This is a genomic window from Sphingomonas oryzagri, from assembly GCF_029906645.1.
GTDB lineage: Bacteria > Pseudomonadota > Alphaproteobacteria > Sphingomonadales > Sphingomonadaceae > Solisphingomonas > Solisphingomonas oryzagri.
Genome location: NZ_JARYGZ010000001.1, coordinates 2,011,859 through 2,028,984, shown reverse-complemented (window position 1 = coordinate 2,028,984; position 17,126 = coordinate 2,011,859). Strand labels below are relative to the sequence as shown.

The following is a 17,126-nucleotide window of genomic DNA, read 5'->3' as shown; positions in this document are numbered from 1 at the left end:
GGGAGGTTACTGGGCGGCCACGCCGATGCGGATCAGCGTGGCGACCAGTTCTTCCTCCTGAAACGGCTTGAGCAGGTGCGCGGCACGGGAAAAAGCGGGAGGCAGCGTGCGCTTCTCCTGCCCCGTGACGAAGACGAAGGGCAGGCGCGTGGTCTGCAGGGCTTCGGCAAGCGGGAAACTGGTTTCCTCGCCCAGCCCGATGTCGAGCACGGCGCCGTCGAGCGCGGTCAGTTGGTCGAGATTGTCGAGCGCTTCGATGATGCTCGAATAAGGGCCGACGATCCGCGCGCCGGCCCGCTCCAGCGTATCCGCGACATGATCGGCGAGCAGCGGCTCGTCCTCGACCACGAGGATGCGGCACCCGGCGAGGGGAAGGGGCTGTTGCGACATCGAACCGATCTGAACGGGCAGGATGACTCTGAATAGCATCCGTGTTTCGCCGGGTCGTTGACGGGAGCGGAACGAATTGGGCGAAAGCCTAAGACCTTGGTCTAATCGCGCGGTTCTTCAGGGGGCTTTCGCGACGGCGGCGGGTTTCATCCCGACACCGTATTCGTCGAACCGCTCCCGCACGCGCGGACTGAGCTTTATCGCTGCGGCGGCATCGCGTGCGGCCGCCATGTCATCGCCCTTACGTTGCTCGGTGACGGCCTTGCCATAGAGCGACGCGGGAAAATTCGGCGACTGGGCCAGCGCACGGTCATATTCCGCGAGGGCCTCGTCGAGCTTGCCGAGACGAAGCAGCACGAAGGCACGGCTGTCGCGGATGTTGGATGCGTCAGGCGACAGCGCGAGAGCCTGCGTGCATTCATCGAGCGCGCTATCCAGCGCGACCCCGGCGGTCGCCTTCTGCCAGCAGAGATTGTTGAGCGCGCCAGCGGTCTTGGCGGTGGCGCGCGCCGCGGCGAAATCCTTGTCGGCCAGCGCTTTCTCGCCGAGCTTGGCATAGGCGATGCCGCGTTGCGACAGGAGATCGACATCGCTCGGCCTGGTAGCGATCGGCCCGGAGAGCAGCGCTGCGGCTTCACGCCAATGGCCCTGCTCGCCGAGGAAATCGGCCTTGGTTGCGATCGCCTCCTGCATCTTGGGATCGAGCTGCAGCGCGGCATCCAGATCCGCCTGGCGCCCTTCAACATCCGATCGCGGCCGGATGTTGTAGCGATTGATGTAGATATAGGCTTCCGGCTTGATCGCCAGCGCCTTGCCGATCGCGATCATGGCGTCGTCCCGCCGGCCGGCCGCGTCGTAGATCCTGCCGGCAACGACCAGGGCGTAGCTGTTGGTGGGGGCTGCGGCAGCCAGTGCTTCCGCCTCGCGCGCGGTGCCAGCGGCATCGCCCCTGCTCATGAGGATGTTGGCGCGGAGCAGCCGCATGTTGGGATCGCCCGGATTGGTGGCGAGCAGGACGGTGGCGTCGGCCAGCGCCTGATCGTCCTTGTGGAGCGCACGATAGGCCATGGCGCGATGCCACAGGGCGAACGTGCTGTCCGGCTTGATCGCAAGGGCGGCACTGAACTGGTCGACGGCGTCCTGCGACTGTTCCGCACTTTCGGCCAGAAACCCCCGGCCCTGGAAGACGACATAGTTGCGGGGATCGAGCGCTGCAGCGGCGTCGAAATCGGCCTTGGCGGCGTCGCGCTGGTCGAGATGCGCATGGGCGATGCCCCGGTCGGCCATTGCCATCGCATTTTTCGGATCGAGCGCGATCGCCTTGCTCAGCCGGTCTACCGCTTCCTGATGACGGCCGAGGTCGATCAACGTGCTGGCCTGTTCGATCAGGCCGTTCACGGTGGTGGCGTCCGTCGCCAGGGCGGCGGTATCGACGTAATTGGCGGGGCGGTTCAGGAAGACGCCCTTCTTGGCGAGCTTGCGCAGCGTGTCCTGCGCGCTCGTGGCCTGCGCGGCGGGGAATTCCGGCTCCACCGACCGGTCGCTCTCTTCGACGACGAAGCGGTCTCCTTCGATCCTGGCGTGGCGATGATATTCCATGCCCGCCACCGTCTGGTCGACGTCCGAGCCGGGCGTGATCGTGAAGGCGCCGGCCTTGGGGGGCAGCAGGATCGTCTCGGTGACGTGGGTATAGCTCGGATAGCCGACCGCGTAGGGTGCATCACTGTCTGGTCCGGGATCGCGGCTGAAATCGGCGGTGTAGCCGACCCAGACGTGATCGGCCTCGTACCAGCCCTCGTTCCAGTCCATCTTGGTGGTGCCGTCCATCCCGAAGGTCAGCGTCCGCGCGACCGGATCGTAGCTCGTTGTGACGGTCTTTGGATCGACGAAGTCGTAACGCTGCTTCCAGAATTCGCGCAGCGCGCGGTCGCGCGTATCGCCGGCGAGGTTGGCCAGCGCGAGATTGGTGCCCACCGCCTCGTCGCCGCGCACTACGCGCTCGATATGGACGGGGGCGGGCGTGGACAGGCCGGCCGTCGCATCGATGCGGATCGCCACGTCGGTCTGCGGCTTGTCGTAAGGCGCGGGTCGCATCGCCACCAGCGCGGCGTTGCCGGGGGCGAGCGGCAAGCCCCATTTCAGGTCGGGCGTCTCGATCCCGTCGAGCGCGCGATCGCCGACACGCGTTCCATCCAGCCAATAGACGCGCCCGCCGATGGTGGCGCGCACCAGCACGTGATCGAACAGGCCGATCTCGGGCAGGCGCTTGTCCAGCCCGTCGCCCAGCGTCGTGCTGACGAGAACCGGCACCGCGTCGATGTCGAGCGCGTGCAGCATGGCGAGCAACAGCACCGTCTTGCCCTTGCAGTCGCCGAAACGGCGCGACCATGTCGTCTCGGCTTCTGCGGGGACGAGGCCGCCGTCGTTCATGCCGAGGAAGACGTAGCGCACCCGATCCTGCACCAGCGCCAGCGCGGCCTCCGCACGGATCTTGGGATCGGGCGAGGCGGCCTTGATCTTCGCGATCTCGGCCTGCACCGCGCCGTTCGCCGGCAGGATCTCCGCCTTGGCATAGAGCGGCGCCAGCAGGGTGACGACACCGTTCCACGAAGACATGTCGCTCAGCTCGATCAGCCGGCCATATTGGTAACGCATCGGCGCCCCCTTGGGCAGCACCAGCGGCTCCACATTGTCGGCGGACAGCTCGATGCTCGACAACGCGCCCTTGCGCACCACCTTCGGCGTCGCCAGCCCGCCGTCCGGCTGGATGCGCATCGTCACCGAGGACGGCCATTGCGCGCGCAGATGTGCCCGCTCGATCGGCACGCCATTCCACGCCGCGCCGGCATGTTCGACATGATCGCCCATCGCCGGGTCGCTGGTGGCGATCGACAGCGAGAAATCGACGACATCGCCCACCTGCAATCCCTCTGGCTGGATCGAGGCGGTGAGCTGACCGTCGAGGACGGCGTTTTCCAGATTGGTCTCGCGGCGGAGCACCGTGAAGGTCTGGCCGGAGCCGAGCACGTCGATCACCTGCGTACCGCGCCGGATCTGGAGCTTGTGGACCACTGGCGTCTGCGTGTCCGGATTCCAGGCGAAGGCGACGGCACCGGCGGATAGGCCTTGCGGCGTCTGCACCTTGAACACGCTTTCGAAATAGCGTGTCACCTTGCCGGGCTGAAGATCGACCTGCTCGTCGCGCAGCAGCAGCTTGAGCGGGACGTCGCCGCTCTTTCCGTCGTCGGCCGGCGCGGCGACGGGGACGATCCATGCGGCGGGCGGGGCCACCGTCAGCTTGTCGCTCGCCCATGCGGGCGACGCGGCCCCCGTCATCGCCAGCAGCGCCGCCGCCGACACGCCGCTCAGCGCACGCCCCATCACACCACGCATACCGATTGCCCCTGCTTCATCCCCGCCATCACGTTATCGCGGCGGATGGACGATGCAACCGGTTCCCCTGCTTATTGTGCCGGTTGACGGCAGGAGCGCCTGCCACCACCTCCGGCGCCCAAGGATGCGACACGCGGGAGGCGATGATGAAGAGCTACCTGAAGCATTATATCGACGGCCAGTGGGTGGAGAGCGAAGGCGGCCGGCGCCATCAGGTGATCGATCCTTCCACCGAGCAGCCGGTCAGCGAAATCGTGCTGGGCAGCGCGACCGATGTCGACAAGGCGGTCGCCGCCGCGCGCAAGGCCTTTCGCAGCTTCGCGCGGACCAGCGTGGAGGATCGCATCGCGCTGCTGGAGCGGATCATCGCCGCCTATAAGGAGCGGATGACGGACCTCGCGGTCGCGACCAGCGAGGAGATGGGTGCGCCGATCGCCTTCGCACAGGCCGCGCAGGTGCCGGCGGGGCTCGGTTATTTCCTCGGTACGCTCTCCGCGCTCAAGGATTTCCGCTTTTCCGAGCAATTGCCCAAGGCCCGCGTGGTGCACGAGCCGATCGGTGTCTGCGCTCTCATCACGCCGTGGAACTGGCCGCTCAACCAGATTTGCGCGAAGGTCGCGCCCTGCATCGCGGCGGGCAACACGATGGTTCTGAAGCCGTCCGAGGAAGCGCCGGGCAATGCGGTAATCCTCGCCGAGATCCTGGATGCGGCGGGCGTGCCGGCGGGCGTGTTCAACCTCGTCAACGGCGATGGGCCGGGCGTCGGCGCGGCGCTTAGCAGCCACCCGCATGTCGACATGGTCAGCTTCACCGGATCGACCCGCGCCGGGATTGCCGTGGCGCAGGCTGCCGCGCCGACCGTCAAGCGCGTCCATCAGGAACTCGGCGGCAAGGCGCCCAACCTCGTGCTCAAGGGCGCCGATCTGCCGCAGGTGCTGCCGCCGACGGTGCAGGGCGTGATCGCCAACAGCGGCCAGAGCTGCATCGCGCCGACGCGCCTGCTCGTCCATGAGAGCCAGGTGTCCGATGCCACGGCCGTGGTGCAGGGCATCCTCGAGGCGACCAGGGTGGACGCGGCGGATATCGAGGGCGGCCATATCGGGCCGGTCGTCAACAAGGCGCAGTATGAGAAGATCCAGGGCCTGATCCAGTCGGCGATCGACGAGGGCGCGACGCTCGTCACCGGCGGCACCGGACGGCCCGACGGGCGCAACAGCGGCTTCTTCGTGAAGCCGACCCTGCTCACCGACGTGACGCCGCAGATGCGTATCTATCGCGAGGAGACGTTCGGGCCGGTCGCGACGATCACCGCTTATGGCGATGCCGACGACGCGATCGAGATGGCCAACGACACGGAATACGGCCTGTCCGCGACCATCTCCGGCGATCCGGCGGAGGCGGCGAAGGTGGCGCCGCTGTTGCGCGCCGGGCTGGTCACGATCAACGCCTGGGGGCCGGGCGGCGGCACGCCGTTCGGCGGCTACAAGCAATCGGGCAATGGCCGCGAGGGTGGCAAATACGGCATCGCCGATTTCATGGAGATCAAGACGATCGTCGGCGAGCCGGCCTGAGGCGAGGCGGGCGGCGTCCTCGCCGCCCGCCGTCAAACGGCGCGCGTGCGGGCGAGCAGGCTGACGCGGCGGACGAGGTCGTCGATCGCGAAGGGCTTGGTGAGCACTTCCATGCCCGGCTGGATATGGCCGTGGTTGAGCACCGCATTCTCGGCATAGCCGGTGATGAACAGCACGGGCAGATCGGGGCGCAGATCGCGCGCAGCGTTCGCCACCTGCCGGCCGTTGAGGCCGCCGGGTAGCCCGACGTCGGTGATCAGCAGGCTGATCTTCGCATTCGACTGGAGGATGCGCAGGCCAGCCGGCCCGTCATGCGCCTCGATGCAGGCATAGCCATGCTCCGACAGCGCATCGGCGACCAGCAGGCGGACGGACGGCTCGTCATCGACGACCAGCACCGCCTCGCCATGGCCGAGCTCCGTCACGGGCAGGATCTCGATGTCGGTCTCGGCATCCTCCTCGCCGCGATGACGGGGGAGGTAGATGCACACCATCGTGCCTTGGCCGGGTTCCGAATAGATGCGGACATGACCGTTGCTCTGCCGCGCGAAGCCATAGACCATGGAGAGGCCAAGGCCCGTACCCTGGCCGATGGGCTTGGTGGTGAAGAAGGGATCGAACACCCGGTCGATGATCGCCTTGTCGATGCCGGTGCCGGTATCGCTGACGCAGATCGAGACATATTGGCCCGGTTCGAGCGCATGATCCCTCGCGGCGCGGGGATCGAGCCAGCGGTTGCCGGTCTCGACCGTGATCTTGCCGCCATCCGGCATCGCGTCGCGCGCGTTGATGCACAGGTTGAGCAGCGCGTTTTCCAGCTGGTTGGTATCGACCAGCGCCGGCCAAAGCCCGGTGGCGGCGACCGTTTCCACCTCGATCGCGGGGCCGACCGTGCGATGAACCAGCTCCGCGAAGTCGGGCAGCAGGCGGTTGACTACGACCGCCTTGGGGGAAAGCGTCTGGCGGCGCGAGAAAGCGAGCAGCCGGTGGGTGAGGGCGGCGGCGCGGCGCGTCGCCCCTTGGCCGGCGCTCAGATATTTGTCGATTTCGCCGCTGCGGCCCTGCGCGATCCGTGTGGCGATCATCTCGAAGGCGCCCGAAATGCCGGCGAGCAGATTGTTGAAATCGTGCGCCAGACCGCCGCTCAGCTGGCCGACCGCCTCCATCTTCTGGATCTGGCGCAGCGCGGCTTCCGCCTCCTCGCGCTCGGCCAGCGCTGCGGCGACGCGTGCTTCGAGCTGCTCGTGGAGCGCGCGCTGCGCGGCCTCCGCGCGCAGGCGGTCGGTCACGTCCTTGAACAGCACCGCCACCTGACGACCCGACGCCGGTCCGATCCGGAACGATGAAACTTCGAGGTGTCGCCCTGTCGCCACCAGCTCGCGCTGGAAGCGGATCGGGTTCCCGGTCCTGAGCACGCTGCCGTACAGCTCGACCCAGCCGTCCGCCTCGTCCGGCACCATCTCGCGCACCTTCTGGCCGACGACGTTGGGAATGCCGGCATTGCGCTCATAGGCCGGGTTGGCCTCGACATGGATATAGTCGCTCAGCGGACCGTGCGGGCCGTCGAAGAATTCGATGATGCAGAAACCCTCGTCCATCGACTCGAACAGGGCGCGATATCGGTCCGCCGACGAGGGCGCGCTGGTCCGATCCTGTTGCGTATCCATCCCGGGTCCTCGTGCGCGCTGCGGCCCCTTATCATGGATCAGGGCAGAAGTTGTGCAACGCGAACCGGGCGGCTTGGGTCCGTATTTTCCTCAGGTCATGCGACGGTGGCGCGCGCCGCCGCGATATTTTCCGCGCAAAAAACCCTCGCCATCGTCTTCTGCAACTCGGCATCGTGCACGTCGAGCAGGGCGTCGTTGCCGTCGACCCATCGGAAGGCGTGCTTGACCCGCGACATCAGCCACGCCCCATCCGTCTGTCGCTCGAACGAGAAGTCGTACCAACCATATTGGGTGTTGTGCGACACGCCACGATCGGTCGATTTCCAGTGTCGCGAAGTGTGATAGACGAGCGCGTGGGCGCGATCCCCGTCCAGCGTCACGTCGAAATTGCTGTAGGTGTGGTGGCGGCGCACGGGGCTGAGGATCTGATCGGCGAACAAGGTCCACAGATCGGCGTCGACGCGGACCTCCTCCTGCCCGGTGAGGCTCTTGAACTCGATGTTGAGCGGACTGGTGAAGCAGGAGCGGTAGGCGGGCCAGTCGCCGGTATCGAGCGAGCGGCCGAAGCGCAGGATCACCTTCATGATCTGCTTTTCCTCCCACAGCGCCTCGATCTTCTCCTCAAAGGTCATGCCCGTCTCTCCTGTTGGGGCCGCTCGGGGTCGGCGCCTCGTGTCCGTCGATACCATTCGTTGAGTTCGCCGCAGGTGCCGATCCAGATGCCGTCGTGGCCGACGATGTGGCGGAAGGCGCGGCGCAGGTGGCGGGTGCGGAAGGCGTGGCCCGAGATGAAGGGATGGAGCGACACCGGCATCACGCGCGGGATGGCAGCGCCCTCCTCGTACAGTTCGTCGAACTGGTCGATCAGCAGCTGGGCGAAATCCTGCGCGGTCAACCCCTTGCCGAGCACGCCGGGCACGTCGTTGGCCTCCAGCGCATAGGGCATGGAGATCAGGCTGCCGGAGCGCACCCGCATCGCGAAGGGCTGGTCGTCGCAGGCATAGTCGCTGCAATATTCGATGCCGGCTTCGGCGAGCAGGTCCGGCGTCTCGGGCGTCTCGGCGAGGTGCGATCCCATCCAGCCCTTCGGCCGCCGCCCGGTCGCCTGTTCGATGATGCCGACCGAGCCTTCAATGATCTCCCGCGCCCGATCCTCGGGCATGGCGGTGAGGATCGCGCCGGCGGTGTGGCTCTGCGCGATCCACTCCCAGCCGAGCGCCTCGCCCGCCTCGATCAGCTCGGGATATTCATGGCAGACATCGGCGTGGAGGTTGACGCTAGGCCGGATGCCGACGTCTCCGAACAATTCCATCATCCGCCACAGGCCGACGCGGTTGCCGTAGTCGCGCCAGCCATAGTTGAGGATGTCCGGCACCATGTGCGTGGTGCCCGGATAGATGGCGTGGGCGGGGGCGGGGACGTCGATCGGGAAATGTTCGACGTTTAGATAGACGATCAGCCCGACCCGCGCGTCACCGGGCAGCGTGAAGCCGCGATCCTTCGCGATCGGCCAGAACGGATAGCGCGGCGTCTGGGTGAGGGGGGCCGTCACCGCCGCCTCACCAGCAGCGCACGCCGCCATCCACCGCCACGTCGGCGCCGGTGACGTAGCTGGCGTCCGCGCTCGCCAGGAAGGCGACGACGCTCGCCACCTCCTCGGGCTGGCCCATGCGGTTCATCATCGCGCGGCCGACCTGGATGCGGGTCCATTCGGGATCTTCGAGGATGAAGCGCGTCTGGTTGGTCTCGATCGTGCCGGGGGAGACGCTGTTCGCGCGGACGCCGTGCTTGCGGCCTTCCATGGCGAGCTGCCGGGTCATCGCCAGCACGCCGCCCTTTGCCGCCGTGTGGGCGAGGCCCGGCAGCAATTCGATTCCCGCCCAGGCGGAGAGCGAGGCGGTGTTGACGATGCAGCCCTGCGACTTCTTCAACTCGCCCCATGCCGCGCGGGTGAGCAGGAAGACGAGATCGAGCTCCTGGTTGATCGTCTTGGACCAGGTGTCGTCGTCCATCTCCTCGATCCAGGCGAAATAGGCCATCGCGCCATTGTTGAAGAGGACGTCGATGCCGCCGAAGCGTTCGACCGCCGCCTGCACCAGCCGCTCGCACTCCGCCTTGTCGGTGAGGTCGGCGGGGTGGACCGAGATCATCGAGCCGCCGGCTTCGGCCACCAGCCGCACCGTCTCCTCAGCCCCGGCAGGGGCGATGTCGCAGCCGACGACATTGGCGCCCTCCGCGGCGAAACGAAGGCAGGTGGCGCGGCCGATGCTGCCGCCCGATCCGGTGACGATGCAGGTCTTGCCGGCGAGGCGCTGGGTCAGGTCCATCAGACGGCCACCGCGAACAGGGGGGCCATGTCGATGAAGATCCACAGCCGGTCGATCTTGCCGGGGCCGACACGGCGCAGGTGGCTGGAGACGGGCATCGAGACGTCGCTACCGTCGTGGCGCGTGTAGGTGACGATGCTCGCCTGCGCGGCCATGTCGCCGAGCGAGACGACGGATTCGCGGCTGTGGCGCATCCCGCCGATGCTGCCCCAGAAACCCTCGAACGCGGCGCGCGCATCGGCCTTGCCGGTGATGGCGGGCTGGTTGCCGAAGCGCACCTCCACATCGTCGGCGAACCAGCCGACCAGCTGCTCGATGTCGAAGCTGTCGGCGGAGCGGAAGAAGTCCGCCGCCCAGTCGTCGCCCTCGATCGCGACCGTCGGCGCGATCGGATTTGCCTCAGTCGCCATGTCGTCCTCTCCTTCGGACAAGCCTTACAGTTCGCCCTTGCTGACCATCTCGCGCACTGTCTTCAGCGTCGCTCCGACCGCGCCCACGTAGGACCCGCGCATCGACTCGCCCTTCTCGCGCTCCTCCTTCGATCCCGGCTCGGTGCCGGGGAAGGGGAGGGCGAAGGTGAAGGCCAGCATCAGCCCCTTCTCGCTCTCGCTGATCGTGTTCTGGATGAAGCCGCCGGTGCCGATCCGCTCGAACTGCACCTGCACGGGCGCATGGAGCGTGATGCGTTCCTGAAAGTCGTTCCCCGCGAAGGTGATGTCGCGCAGGATGATATTGTCCTTGCGCTCGGTCATCTCGCACTTGGTCATGCCCGGCACGAAGGGCATGGCGTTCTCCGCCTTCATCTCCAGCCCCTTCCACACCTGCTCGGCGTTGAGGACAGGGGAGACGCCCTCGGGGTTCACCTCGATCGCGTAGGAGAGCGTATACATGGATGCTCCTTTGGTCAGATGGACAGGTAGCCGCCGTCGCACGCGACCGCGGCACCATTCATGAAGGATGCGTCGTCCGAAAGCAGCCATTTCACGCTCTCGCCGATCTCGGACGGCTCGCCGAAGCGGCCCATCGAGTGGCGCGAGCGCAGACGATCGAAGACGGCGGAAAGCTGCGGGGCCTCGCTCAGCCGCGCGATCATCGGGGTGCGGGTGATGCCCGGCAGCACCGCGTTCACGCGGATACCGTGCGGGCCGTAATCCGCGCCCGCCGCGCGGGTGAGGCCGATCACGCCATGCTTGGCCGCGCAATATTCGGAAGCGCCGGCAAGGCCGACCTGACCCAGCGAGGAGGCGGTGTTGACGATCGATCCGCCGCCCGTCTCCAGCATCGCCTTCACCTGATGCTTCACGCAGAGGAATACGGCGGTGAGATCGATGTCGATCGCGTGGCTCCATTCCGCGAGCGTCAGATCGGCGAGCGGCTTGTTGCGCTGCTCGACGCCTGCATTGTTGAATGCGCCGTCGAGCCGGCCGTACGTCTCGATCGTCTCCGTCACCAGGCCGGCGATCGCCTCTTCCGACGCGAGGTCGGCCGCGACGAAGATGGCTTCTCCCCCCTGGGCATTGACCTCTTCGGTCGTTTCGCGTCCCGCCGCCTCGGCGACGTCGCTGACGACAAGCCGAGCGCCGGCGGCAGCCAGCACCAGGCAGGATGCCCGCCCGATGCCGCCGCCGGCCCCGGTGACGATGATCGACTTGCCCGACAGGATACCCATCAGAACTTGAACCCTCCCCGGATGCCGTAGGTGCGCGGCGCATCGAGATAGGCCGTGGCCGGGCCGGGGATGCCGGCGGCGGCGGTGGCGGCGATCACGACCTTGTTCGTGAGGTTGCGACCCCAGAAACCGAAATTGTAGCGACCGTCATCGGAATAATAGATCAGCTCGGCGTTCAGCTTGGCATAGGCATCCTGCCGGGTGCCGAGATTGTGGACGAAATCGGCGTACCATTTGCTTTCGTAATGGCCGTCCACCGAAGCGCGGACGTAGCCGCTCCTCATCTGGAAATCGTGGCTGATGCCGCCGTTGATCGTCCAGTCTGCCGCATAGGGGCCGGACAGACCGTTGAAGTTCAACCCGTTTGGCTCGACGAAATTCTTGTTGCGATATTTGATGTAACTGACCGAGAGGTTGATCTTGTCGTTGCGGGTCGGCTCCCACAAGATATCCAGCTGATTGCCGGGAATGCTCACCTTCTTGGCGTTGAAGATCGGGTTATAGAGCGCGCTGGCGTCATAGGCCTGGGTCTGCAGATCGTTGTAGACCGAGTAGAAGATCTCGTCGTTGATCTGCAGCGTGTTGTTGAACCAGCGCGACTTGATGCCGCCCGACACCGATTTGAGCTTGCCGCTCTTCACCAGGTTCGATCGACCCGGCAGGTTGGCGACCTCGTTGAACGTCGCCGGCTGATAGCCCGTCTGGAACTGGGCATAGGCCATGATACGCGGGGTAATGTCGTATTGCGCGCCGACCTTGTAGTCGAAGCGGTGCACCGTGTGGTTGAAGAAATACGGCGTGACCTGATCGTCGAGCGAGATGCCGTTCGCCTTGGTCTTGTCGATGCCGTAACGCGCGCCAGCGGTAAGGCGCAGCTTGTCGCCGATCTTGTAGGTGGCCTGCCCGAACACCGCGCCGCCTTCGAGGCGATTGCGCAGTACGTGGCTCGAATAGAAGGGGAAGAGCGATCCGGCTGGCACGCTGGCGGGGCCATTCGCCGTGCCCACGATGCCCTGACCCTGCTGCACGTTATGATAGAGGTAGAGGCCGGTCAGCCAGTTCAGCCGGCTCCCGATGTCGCCTGACAGGCGCAGTTCGTTGCTGGCCTGGTGATATTCGTCATGCTTGTAGGCGGGGATCGCACCCAGCCAGTATACGTTGGTGATCGCGTTCAGATAGACGTAGCCGGGAATATCGGTCAGCGTGACGTGGTCGCCGAGCTTCACGTCGAGTTGCGCGCCGCCCGCCCAATTGTTGTAATGCTGCGTGGAGGTGGTTGGTTGCCCGAACGGCGCGGTCGAGGCGAGCTGGCCGGGACGGGAGTCGTTATAGGGATTCTTCGTCAGGAAGGCGTTTTCGTCATAGACGAAGCCGGTCAGGTTGCCGTTCGCGTCGTAGACAGGCTTCGAGCCTTTGTTGACGAGGTTCGGGGTATTGCCATGCTTCTGCGCGGTATAGCCCCACACGTAGAGGCTGACATCGTCGTTGGGCTTCCACAGCGCACTCAGGCGGCCCGAGAAGTCCTTCTTGGAATCCGAATCCGTGTGCATGAACCCGCTGCGGTAGATGTAATCCGCGACGGCACGTACCGCGAGGGTGTTCGATAGCGCGTAGTTGGCGACGCCGGTGACGTGCGCCAGATTGTAGTTGCCGGCTTCGAGATTGAAGCTGCCGCCGTTGACGAACTCGGGCTTCCTGAAGCTGACGTTGACGGTGCCACCGATCGCGCTGCGGCCGTAGAGCGTGCCCTGCGGTCCGGGCAGTACCTCGAACCGGTCGATGTCGTAGAGGCCGACGCTGGTGCCTTCGCGCGGTATGAAGATGCCGTTGAAGTTGAAAGCGACCGACGGCTGCACGTTGGCGAAATCGAGGTTGGAGCCGACGCCGCGCAGGAACACCTGCACGGTATTTCCTTCCTGATGGAAACGCGCGCCGGGCACCAGTTCCTGCGCGACGGTCAGGTTGGTGACACCCTTTTCGGTCAGCGTCGCGCCGCCGATGGCGGTGATCGCGACCGGAGCCTTCTGCAGGTTCTCGCTGCGTTTCTGCGCGGTCACGACGATGTCGGCGATGCCCGATCCGCTGCCGGCCGATCCCGGCGCGGAGGTGGATGGCGGAGTGTCCTGACCGTGGGCCGGTGCGGCAACGACCCATGCCAGCGCACTCGTGGCGAGGATCCACCTCATCGTTTCGCTCTTCATCGTCTCTCCCCTCCTCGTGACTGCGCTGATTCGCGTCTGTGTCGTGTTCGGCCGTGAAGCCGGATTGCGGGGATCGACCGGTTCCCGACTCGCCGGCCCGGTTGCTTCCGATCGATCCCGACAAGAAGTGGACGCACTTTTTGCACCTGGCTCGATTCGAGTCAAGATAGGACCCATACGTCCATTTATCGATTTTACGGCAGAGCTAGGAATAATGGGTCGACCATATGCCGTTTGTCGGAATTCGGCTTGCTCTTGGCTACTTGCCAGAATGTATCCAGTCATGCATTCAAGAGGCGTGAGTTTGGAACCCGATATTCTGAGGCCGCTGGAGCGCGGCGATGGCCGCCGTACGGCGGTGGAAGTCTATGAGACGTTGCAGGACTCGATCCTGACAGGGCGTCTCAAGCCGGGCACGGTGCTGTCGCAGGTCGAAGTGGCGCGGGTGCTCCATGTCAGCCGTACGCCAGTGCGTGAGGCGATGCGGATGCTGCAGGAAGGCGGCCTCGTCACCGGTGAGCCCAATTTCCGAAGCCGGGTCCTCGGCTTCGATCCAAGGGACATCGAGGCGCTTTACATGAAGCGCATCATGATGGAATCGCTCGCCGTCACCTTCACGACGCGCACGATGACGGCGGCACTGAAGCAGCGGCTGGACGAGGTGGTCCACGCGCTCGAAGGGCAGGACGCCCATGCCAGCTTCACGGTTTGGCAGGGGCTGCACCGCGAGTTCCACCGACTGATCGTGGCGCAGGCCGGCGACGCCTACACCGCCGATCTGGAGGCGCTGGAGAAACGCTCCGAGCGCTATCAGTCGGCCTATAAGGGCGAGCATCTGCCCGGCTGGTGGCAACGTGGCGAGCAGGAGCATCGCGCGCTGTTCGATGCAGTTTCGTCGGGCAATGCGATGCTGGCGGGCGAGCTTTCGGCGCGTCACCTCGCACGTACCGCGCTGGAGCTGCTGGCCGCGCTGGCGCCGGAATATGATACCGGCCGTGTGCGCATGAGCCTTCAGTTCGCGATCGCCGGTGCCGCGGCGGGTCGGTTGTAGCGATACGCAATGGCCGGCTTGATGCGGCTCTATTTAGGACGTATACGTCTATTGAAATGCGATAGGCCTTCTGGACCGATCGCGGCAAAAGGAGAGAGAGTATGGCGACCGTTGCAGAACCGCACGCGAAGGCCGAGCCCGCGCTCAAGCTCAATTTCTACAGTCATGCGACGCTGGAATGTAAGGATATCGTCCTCACCCGGAAATTCTTCGACGAGTTCCTCGGTTTCGAGACCGTGCAGATGGCTGACGTCTCTTTCTGGGCGCGACTCGGTGGCGATCAGATCATTGTCGTGGTGAAGAGCCCGGCCAAGGCCAAAGACACGATGCCCTTCCTCAACCATAACGGTCTCGACGTCGGTACCGAGGCCGAAGTCGATGCCGCCTATGAGGTGGTGAAGCGCGACGCCGAGAAATGGGGCCTGCACAAGATCACCAAGCCGGTCGTCCAGCACGGTACCTACTGCTTCTATTTCTGGGACAGGGACGACAACGCCTGGGAAATCCTGTGCAATCCCAAGGGTGGTTATTCGTGGGGCTTCACCATGGGTGACCAGCAGGGCGCCGGCCACATGAGCCGCAAGTTCGCCCGCCCCGAGTCGACGCTGACCAAGGGCGGCTGATCATGGGGGCCGACCTGCACGACATTCGCTACGTTCGCATCGGATCGGACGATCTCGACGAGAGTGTCCGCTTCGCGACCGAGATCCTTGGATTGGAGCTGATGGAGCGCGACCGGAGCTGCGCGTACCTGCGCGGCGACGATCGCGATCACAACATCTGCTACGTCAAGGGTCGCGATGCGGGCACGATGACCGGCTGGGAGGTTGGCTCGATGACCGCGCTCGATCAGGCGGCGGCGGAGTTCGATGCGGCGTGCGTGCGGGTGCGCGCCGGCACGTCGGAGGAGCGCGAGCAGCGCCGAGTGCGCGGGCTTCTGATACTCAACGACCCGAGCGGCAACACGATCGAGCTGGTCGCGCGGCCGCAGGCGTGCGGGCGCCGCTACTTCCCGACGCGTGACGCCGGCATCACCCATTTCAGCCATGTCGGCCTGCACACCCGCAACGCGCCTGCCGACGAGGGCTTCTGGGTCGCCAATCTCGGCGCCAAGGTGAGTGACTGGATCGGTGATGCGGCGCTGATCCGCATCAACGAGGTGCACCACAATGTCGCGCTCTTCCCCTCGACCAAATCGGGGGTGCAGCACGTCAACTTCCAGGTGGAGAGCCAGGATGACATCATGCGCTCCTGGTACATGCTCCAGAACCGCAACGTGAAGGTCGTCTTCGGCCCCGGACGCCACCCGACATCGGGCGCGCGCTTCCTCTATTTCCAGGGGCCGGACGACATGATCTACGAATATTCCACCGGCGTACGGATGATCACGGCGGAGGACGAGAAGAGCTACGTTCCGCGCTCCTTCCCCAAGGAGCCGTCGAGCTTCTGCATGTGGGGATCGCTGCCCGACATCCCCGAGTTCAAGGTGCCGGTGGACGTTGCGCGTGCCGCATGATCGGGTGAGCGCCGATGTCGCGCTGGGGGTGCGGCTCGCCGCGCGCGCGATGGCGCGGCACGGGCTTGCCCATGCCTACGGCCATGTCAGCGCGCGGATCGATGAGCATCATTTCCTCTGCTCGCCGCCGCAGCCGCTCGGCACGGTGGATCCGGGCGATCCGGGCGTGGTCGTACCGATCGAGGGGGAGCTTCCGGCCCGCGCGCTGCCAGAAGTGCGCATCCATCGCGAAATCTACCGGCGCCGGTCCGAAGTGGGCGGGATCTGCCGCTTCCAGTCGCCTTCGGTGATGGCGCTCTCGGCACTCGGTGAGACGCCGCGTGCGCTGCATGGCTTCGGCACCTATTTCGCGCCATTCCCACCGCTCTGGCCCAACGTCCAACTGGTCCGGGACGACGAGCGCGCTGTGAAGGTGGCGGAATTGATGGGTGATAACGGCGCGATCGTTTTGCGGGGCAACGGTGCCGTGACGGCGGGCGCGACAATCGAGGAGGCGGCCGCTTTCGCATTCTATCTCGAGGATGCCGCGCGCGTGGAGATGGCGTTGCTGCCGGCGCGCGCCGCCGGCCGCCGGCCTCGCGAATATACGCCGGACGAGGCGGCGCGCCGCGCGGTGAAGGCCGGCGCGCTGATCGAGCGGATGTGGCATTTCCTCTGCTTCGGTGATCCTGAATGGCGGGGCACCGCCTGACCGTCTGCGCCGCGGCTTGATATGGGGCCGCACTCCACGGCATGGTCGCCCGCGATGGTGAGCGTGCAAGGAGATGATGTGGACGATCCCGATTTGCGGCGGCGCCTCGCCGATTTCAGCCTGCTCGATGCGCCGGGTCATCTGCTGCGCCGCAATCATCAGCGCTCCTACGAGATATTCGCCCGGCATGTCGGCGACGACGTCACCCGCCAGCAGATCGCGCTGCTGATCGCGCTCGCCAAGAAGCCGGGCGCCTCGCAGCGTGATCTCGTCGACGCGACCGGGATCGACAAGAGCACGCTCAAGGAGATGCTGGGCCGCATGGTCGCACGCGAATGGGTGACGCGCGAGCGGGACCCTGAGGACAACCGTGCCTGGACGATGCGGATCACGCCGGGCGGTGAGGCCCTGCTGGGCGAGCGGATCGCCGCCGTCTCCGCCGCGCAGCGCGAAATCCTCTCGCCGCTGAGCGAGGCCGATCGGCGCGACTTCCTGCGCTGCCTGAGGGTGCTGATCGGACATGAGGACTGACCCCTGATCCTCCCCCGCCAGGGGGAGGTGGCACGCGAAGCGTGACGGAGGGGGAGGGCGGTGTCGCCGCTATCGATCCGCCGTCCGCCCCCTCCGACGCCCTAAGGGCGCCACCTCCC

General features: G+C 65.8%; 16 protein-coding genes. 6 read left to right on the top strand and 10 right to left on the bottom strand.

Translation table 11 applies throughout. The features are described 5' to 3' along the window. Positions 1–6: 6 nt before the first annotated feature. Together QGN17_RS09945 and QGN17_RS09940 are read right to left on the bottom strand one after the other, a co-directional pair. Positions 7–390, bottom strand: coding sequence for a response regulator (locus tag QGN17_RS09945; protein ID WP_281044318.1), 384 nt, complete (start codon positions 388–390; stop codon positions 7–9). A 117-nt stretch (positions 391–507) separates the two neighbouring features. Beyond that, on the bottom strand, positions 508–3,783 hold the full coding sequence (locus tag QGN17_RS09940) for a DUF3857 domain-containing protein (protein WP_281044317.1): 3,276 nt from the start codon (positions 3,781–3,783) through the stop codon (positions 508–510). A gap of 146 nt (positions 3,784–3,929) precedes the next feature. Between QGN17_RS09940 and QGN17_RS09935 the strand changes: the two genes are divergently transcribed. Beyond that, a complete protein-coding gene (locus tag QGN17_RS09935; RefSeq protein WP_281044316.1) occupies positions 3,930–5,354 on the top strand; it encodes an aldehyde dehydrogenase family protein in 1,425 nt (474 codons plus the stop codon). Between the two features lie 32 nt (positions 5,355–5,386). On the opposite strand, the gene QGN17_RS09930 is transcribed toward QGN17_RS09935, so the two are convergent. From QGN17_RS09930 to QGN17_RS09895, 8 genes are all read right to left on the bottom strand, one after another. Further along, complete coding sequence (locus QGN17_RS09930) at positions 5,387–7,021, bottom strand: ATP-binding protein (RefSeq protein WP_281044315.1); 1,635 nt, start codon at positions 7,019–7,021, stop codon at positions 5,387–5,389. Between the two features lie 95 nt (positions 7,022–7,116). Next, a complete protein-coding gene (locus QGN17_RS09925; RefSeq protein ID WP_281044314.1) occupies positions 7,117–7,653 on the bottom strand; it encodes a nuclear transport factor 2 family protein in 537 nt (178 codons plus the stop codon). Next, positions 7,650–8,573, bottom strand: a complete 924-nt coding sequence (locus QGN17_RS09920; RefSeq protein ID WP_281044313.1) for a polysaccharide deacetylase family protein — start codon at positions 8,571–8,573, stop codon at positions 7,650–7,652. Before QGN17_RS09920 ends, QGN17_RS09925 begins: the two co-directional genes overlap by 4 nt. A gap of 7 nt (positions 8,574–8,580) precedes the next feature. Continuing rightward, on the bottom strand, positions 8,581–9,348 hold the full coding sequence (locus QGN17_RS09915; protein ID WP_281044312.1) for an SDR family NAD(P)-dependent oxidoreductase: 768 nt from the start codon (positions 9,346–9,348) through the stop codon (positions 8,581–8,583). Next, positions 9,348–9,758: a nuclear transport factor 2 family protein gene (locus QGN17_RS09910; RefSeq protein WP_281044311.1), complete on the bottom strand. Its 411-nt coding sequence runs from the start codon at positions 9,756–9,758 to the stop codon at positions 9,348–9,350. The genes QGN17_RS09915 and QGN17_RS09910 overlap by 1 nt, the downstream gene beginning before the upstream one ends. 24 nt (positions 9,759–9,782) lie before the next feature. Further along, positions 9,783–10,238 (bottom strand): SRPBCC family protein, encoded by a 456-nt coding sequence (locus QGN17_RS09905; RefSeq protein ID WP_281044310.1) that lies wholly within the window; start codon positions 10,236–10,238, stop codon positions 9,783–9,785. Between the two features lie 14 nt (positions 10,239–10,252). Further along, positions 10,253–11,017 carry an SDR family NAD(P)-dependent oxidoreductase gene (locus QGN17_RS09900; RefSeq protein ID WP_281044309.1) on the bottom strand — a complete coding sequence of 255 codons (765 nt, stop codon included), beginning with the start codon at positions 11,015–11,017 and terminating at the stop codon, positions 10,253–10,255. Beyond that, positions 11,017–13,218: a TonB-dependent receptor gene (locus tag QGN17_RS09895; RefSeq protein ID WP_281044308.1), complete on the bottom strand. Its 2,202-nt coding sequence runs from the start codon at positions 13,216–13,218 to the stop codon at positions 11,017–11,019. Before QGN17_RS09895 ends, QGN17_RS09900 begins: the two co-directional genes overlap by 1 nt. A gap of 298 nt (positions 13,219–13,516) precedes the next feature. Here QGN17_RS09895 and QGN17_RS09890 point away from each other — a divergent pair, with 298 nt between their 5' ends. From QGN17_RS09890 to QGN17_RS09870, 5 genes are all read left to right on the top strand, one after another. Further along, positions 13,517–14,269 (top strand): GntR family transcriptional regulator, encoded by a 753-nt coding sequence (locus QGN17_RS09890; protein WP_281044307.1) that lies wholly within the window; start codon positions 13,517–13,519, stop codon positions 14,267–14,269. A gap of 101 nt (positions 14,270–14,370) precedes the next feature. Continuing rightward, on the top strand, positions 14,371–14,892 hold the full coding sequence (locus tag QGN17_RS09885; RefSeq protein WP_281044306.1) for a VOC family protein: 522 nt from the start codon (positions 14,371–14,373) through the stop codon (positions 14,890–14,892). A 2-nt stretch (positions 14,893–14,894) separates the two neighbouring features. Continuing rightward, positions 14,895–15,785: a VOC family protein gene (locus QGN17_RS09880; RefSeq protein ID WP_281044305.1), complete on the top strand. Its 891-nt coding sequence runs from the start codon at positions 14,895–14,897 to the stop codon at positions 15,783–15,785. After that, positions 15,775–16,476 (top strand): class II aldolase/adducin family protein, encoded by a 702-nt coding sequence (locus QGN17_RS09875; RefSeq protein WP_281044304.1) that lies wholly within the window; start codon positions 15,775–15,777, stop codon positions 16,474–16,476. The genes QGN17_RS09880 and QGN17_RS09875 overlap by 11 nt, the downstream gene beginning before the upstream one ends. Before the next feature lie 78 nt (positions 16,477–16,554). Next, positions 16,555–17,007 (top strand): MarR family winged helix-turn-helix transcriptional regulator, encoded by a 453-nt coding sequence (locus QGN17_RS09870; RefSeq protein WP_281044303.1) that lies wholly within the window; start codon positions 16,555–16,557, stop codon positions 17,005–17,007. Positions 17,008–17,126: the final 119 nt, after the last annotated feature.

Coding starts and splice junctions, on each gene's coding strand:
- QGN17_RS09905 (WP_281044310.1), bottom strand. CDS start 10,238: ATGTATACGCTCTCCTACGCGATCGAGGTGAACCCCGAGGGCGTCTCC.
- QGN17_RS09910 (WP_281044311.1), bottom strand. CDS start 9,758: ATGGCGACTGAGGCAAATCCGATCGCGCCGACGGTCGCGATCGAGGGC.
- QGN17_RS09915 (WP_281044312.1), bottom strand. CDS start 9,348: ATGGACCTGACCCAGCGCCTCGCCGGCAAGACCTGCATCGTCACCGGA.
- QGN17_RS09885 (WP_281044306.1), top strand. CDS start 14,371: ATGGCGACCGTTGCAGAACCGCACGCGAAGGCCGAGCCCGCGCTCAAG.
- QGN17_RS09900 (WP_281044309.1), bottom strand. CDS start 11,017: ATGGGTATCCTGTCGGGCAAGTCGATCATCGTCACCGGGGCCGGCGGC.
- QGN17_RS09925 (WP_281044314.1), bottom strand. CDS start 7,653: ATGACCTTTGAGGAGAAGATCGAGGCGCTGTGGGAGGAAAAGCAGATC.
- QGN17_RS09935 (WP_281044316.1), top strand. CDS start 3,930: ATGAAGAGCTACCTGAAGCATTATATCGACGGCCAGTGGGTGGAGAGC.
- QGN17_RS09930 (WP_281044315.1), bottom strand. CDS start 7,021: ATGGATACGCAACAGGATCGGACCAGCGCGCCCTCGTCGGCGGACCGA.
- QGN17_RS09940 (WP_281044317.1), bottom strand. CDS start 3,783: ATGCGTGGTGTGATGGGGCGTGCGCTGAGCGGCGTGTCGGCGGCGGCG.
- QGN17_RS09895 (WP_281044308.1), bottom strand. CDS start 13,218: ATGAAGAGCGAAACGATGAGGTGGATCCTCGCCACGAGTGCGCTGGCA.
- QGN17_RS09945 (WP_281044318.1), bottom strand. CDS start 390: ATGTCGCAACAGCCCCTTCCCCTCGCCGGGTGCCGCATCCTCGTGGTC.
- QGN17_RS09880 (WP_281044305.1), top strand. CDS start 14,895: ATGGGGGCCGACCTGCACGACATTCGCTACGTTCGCATCGGATCGGAC.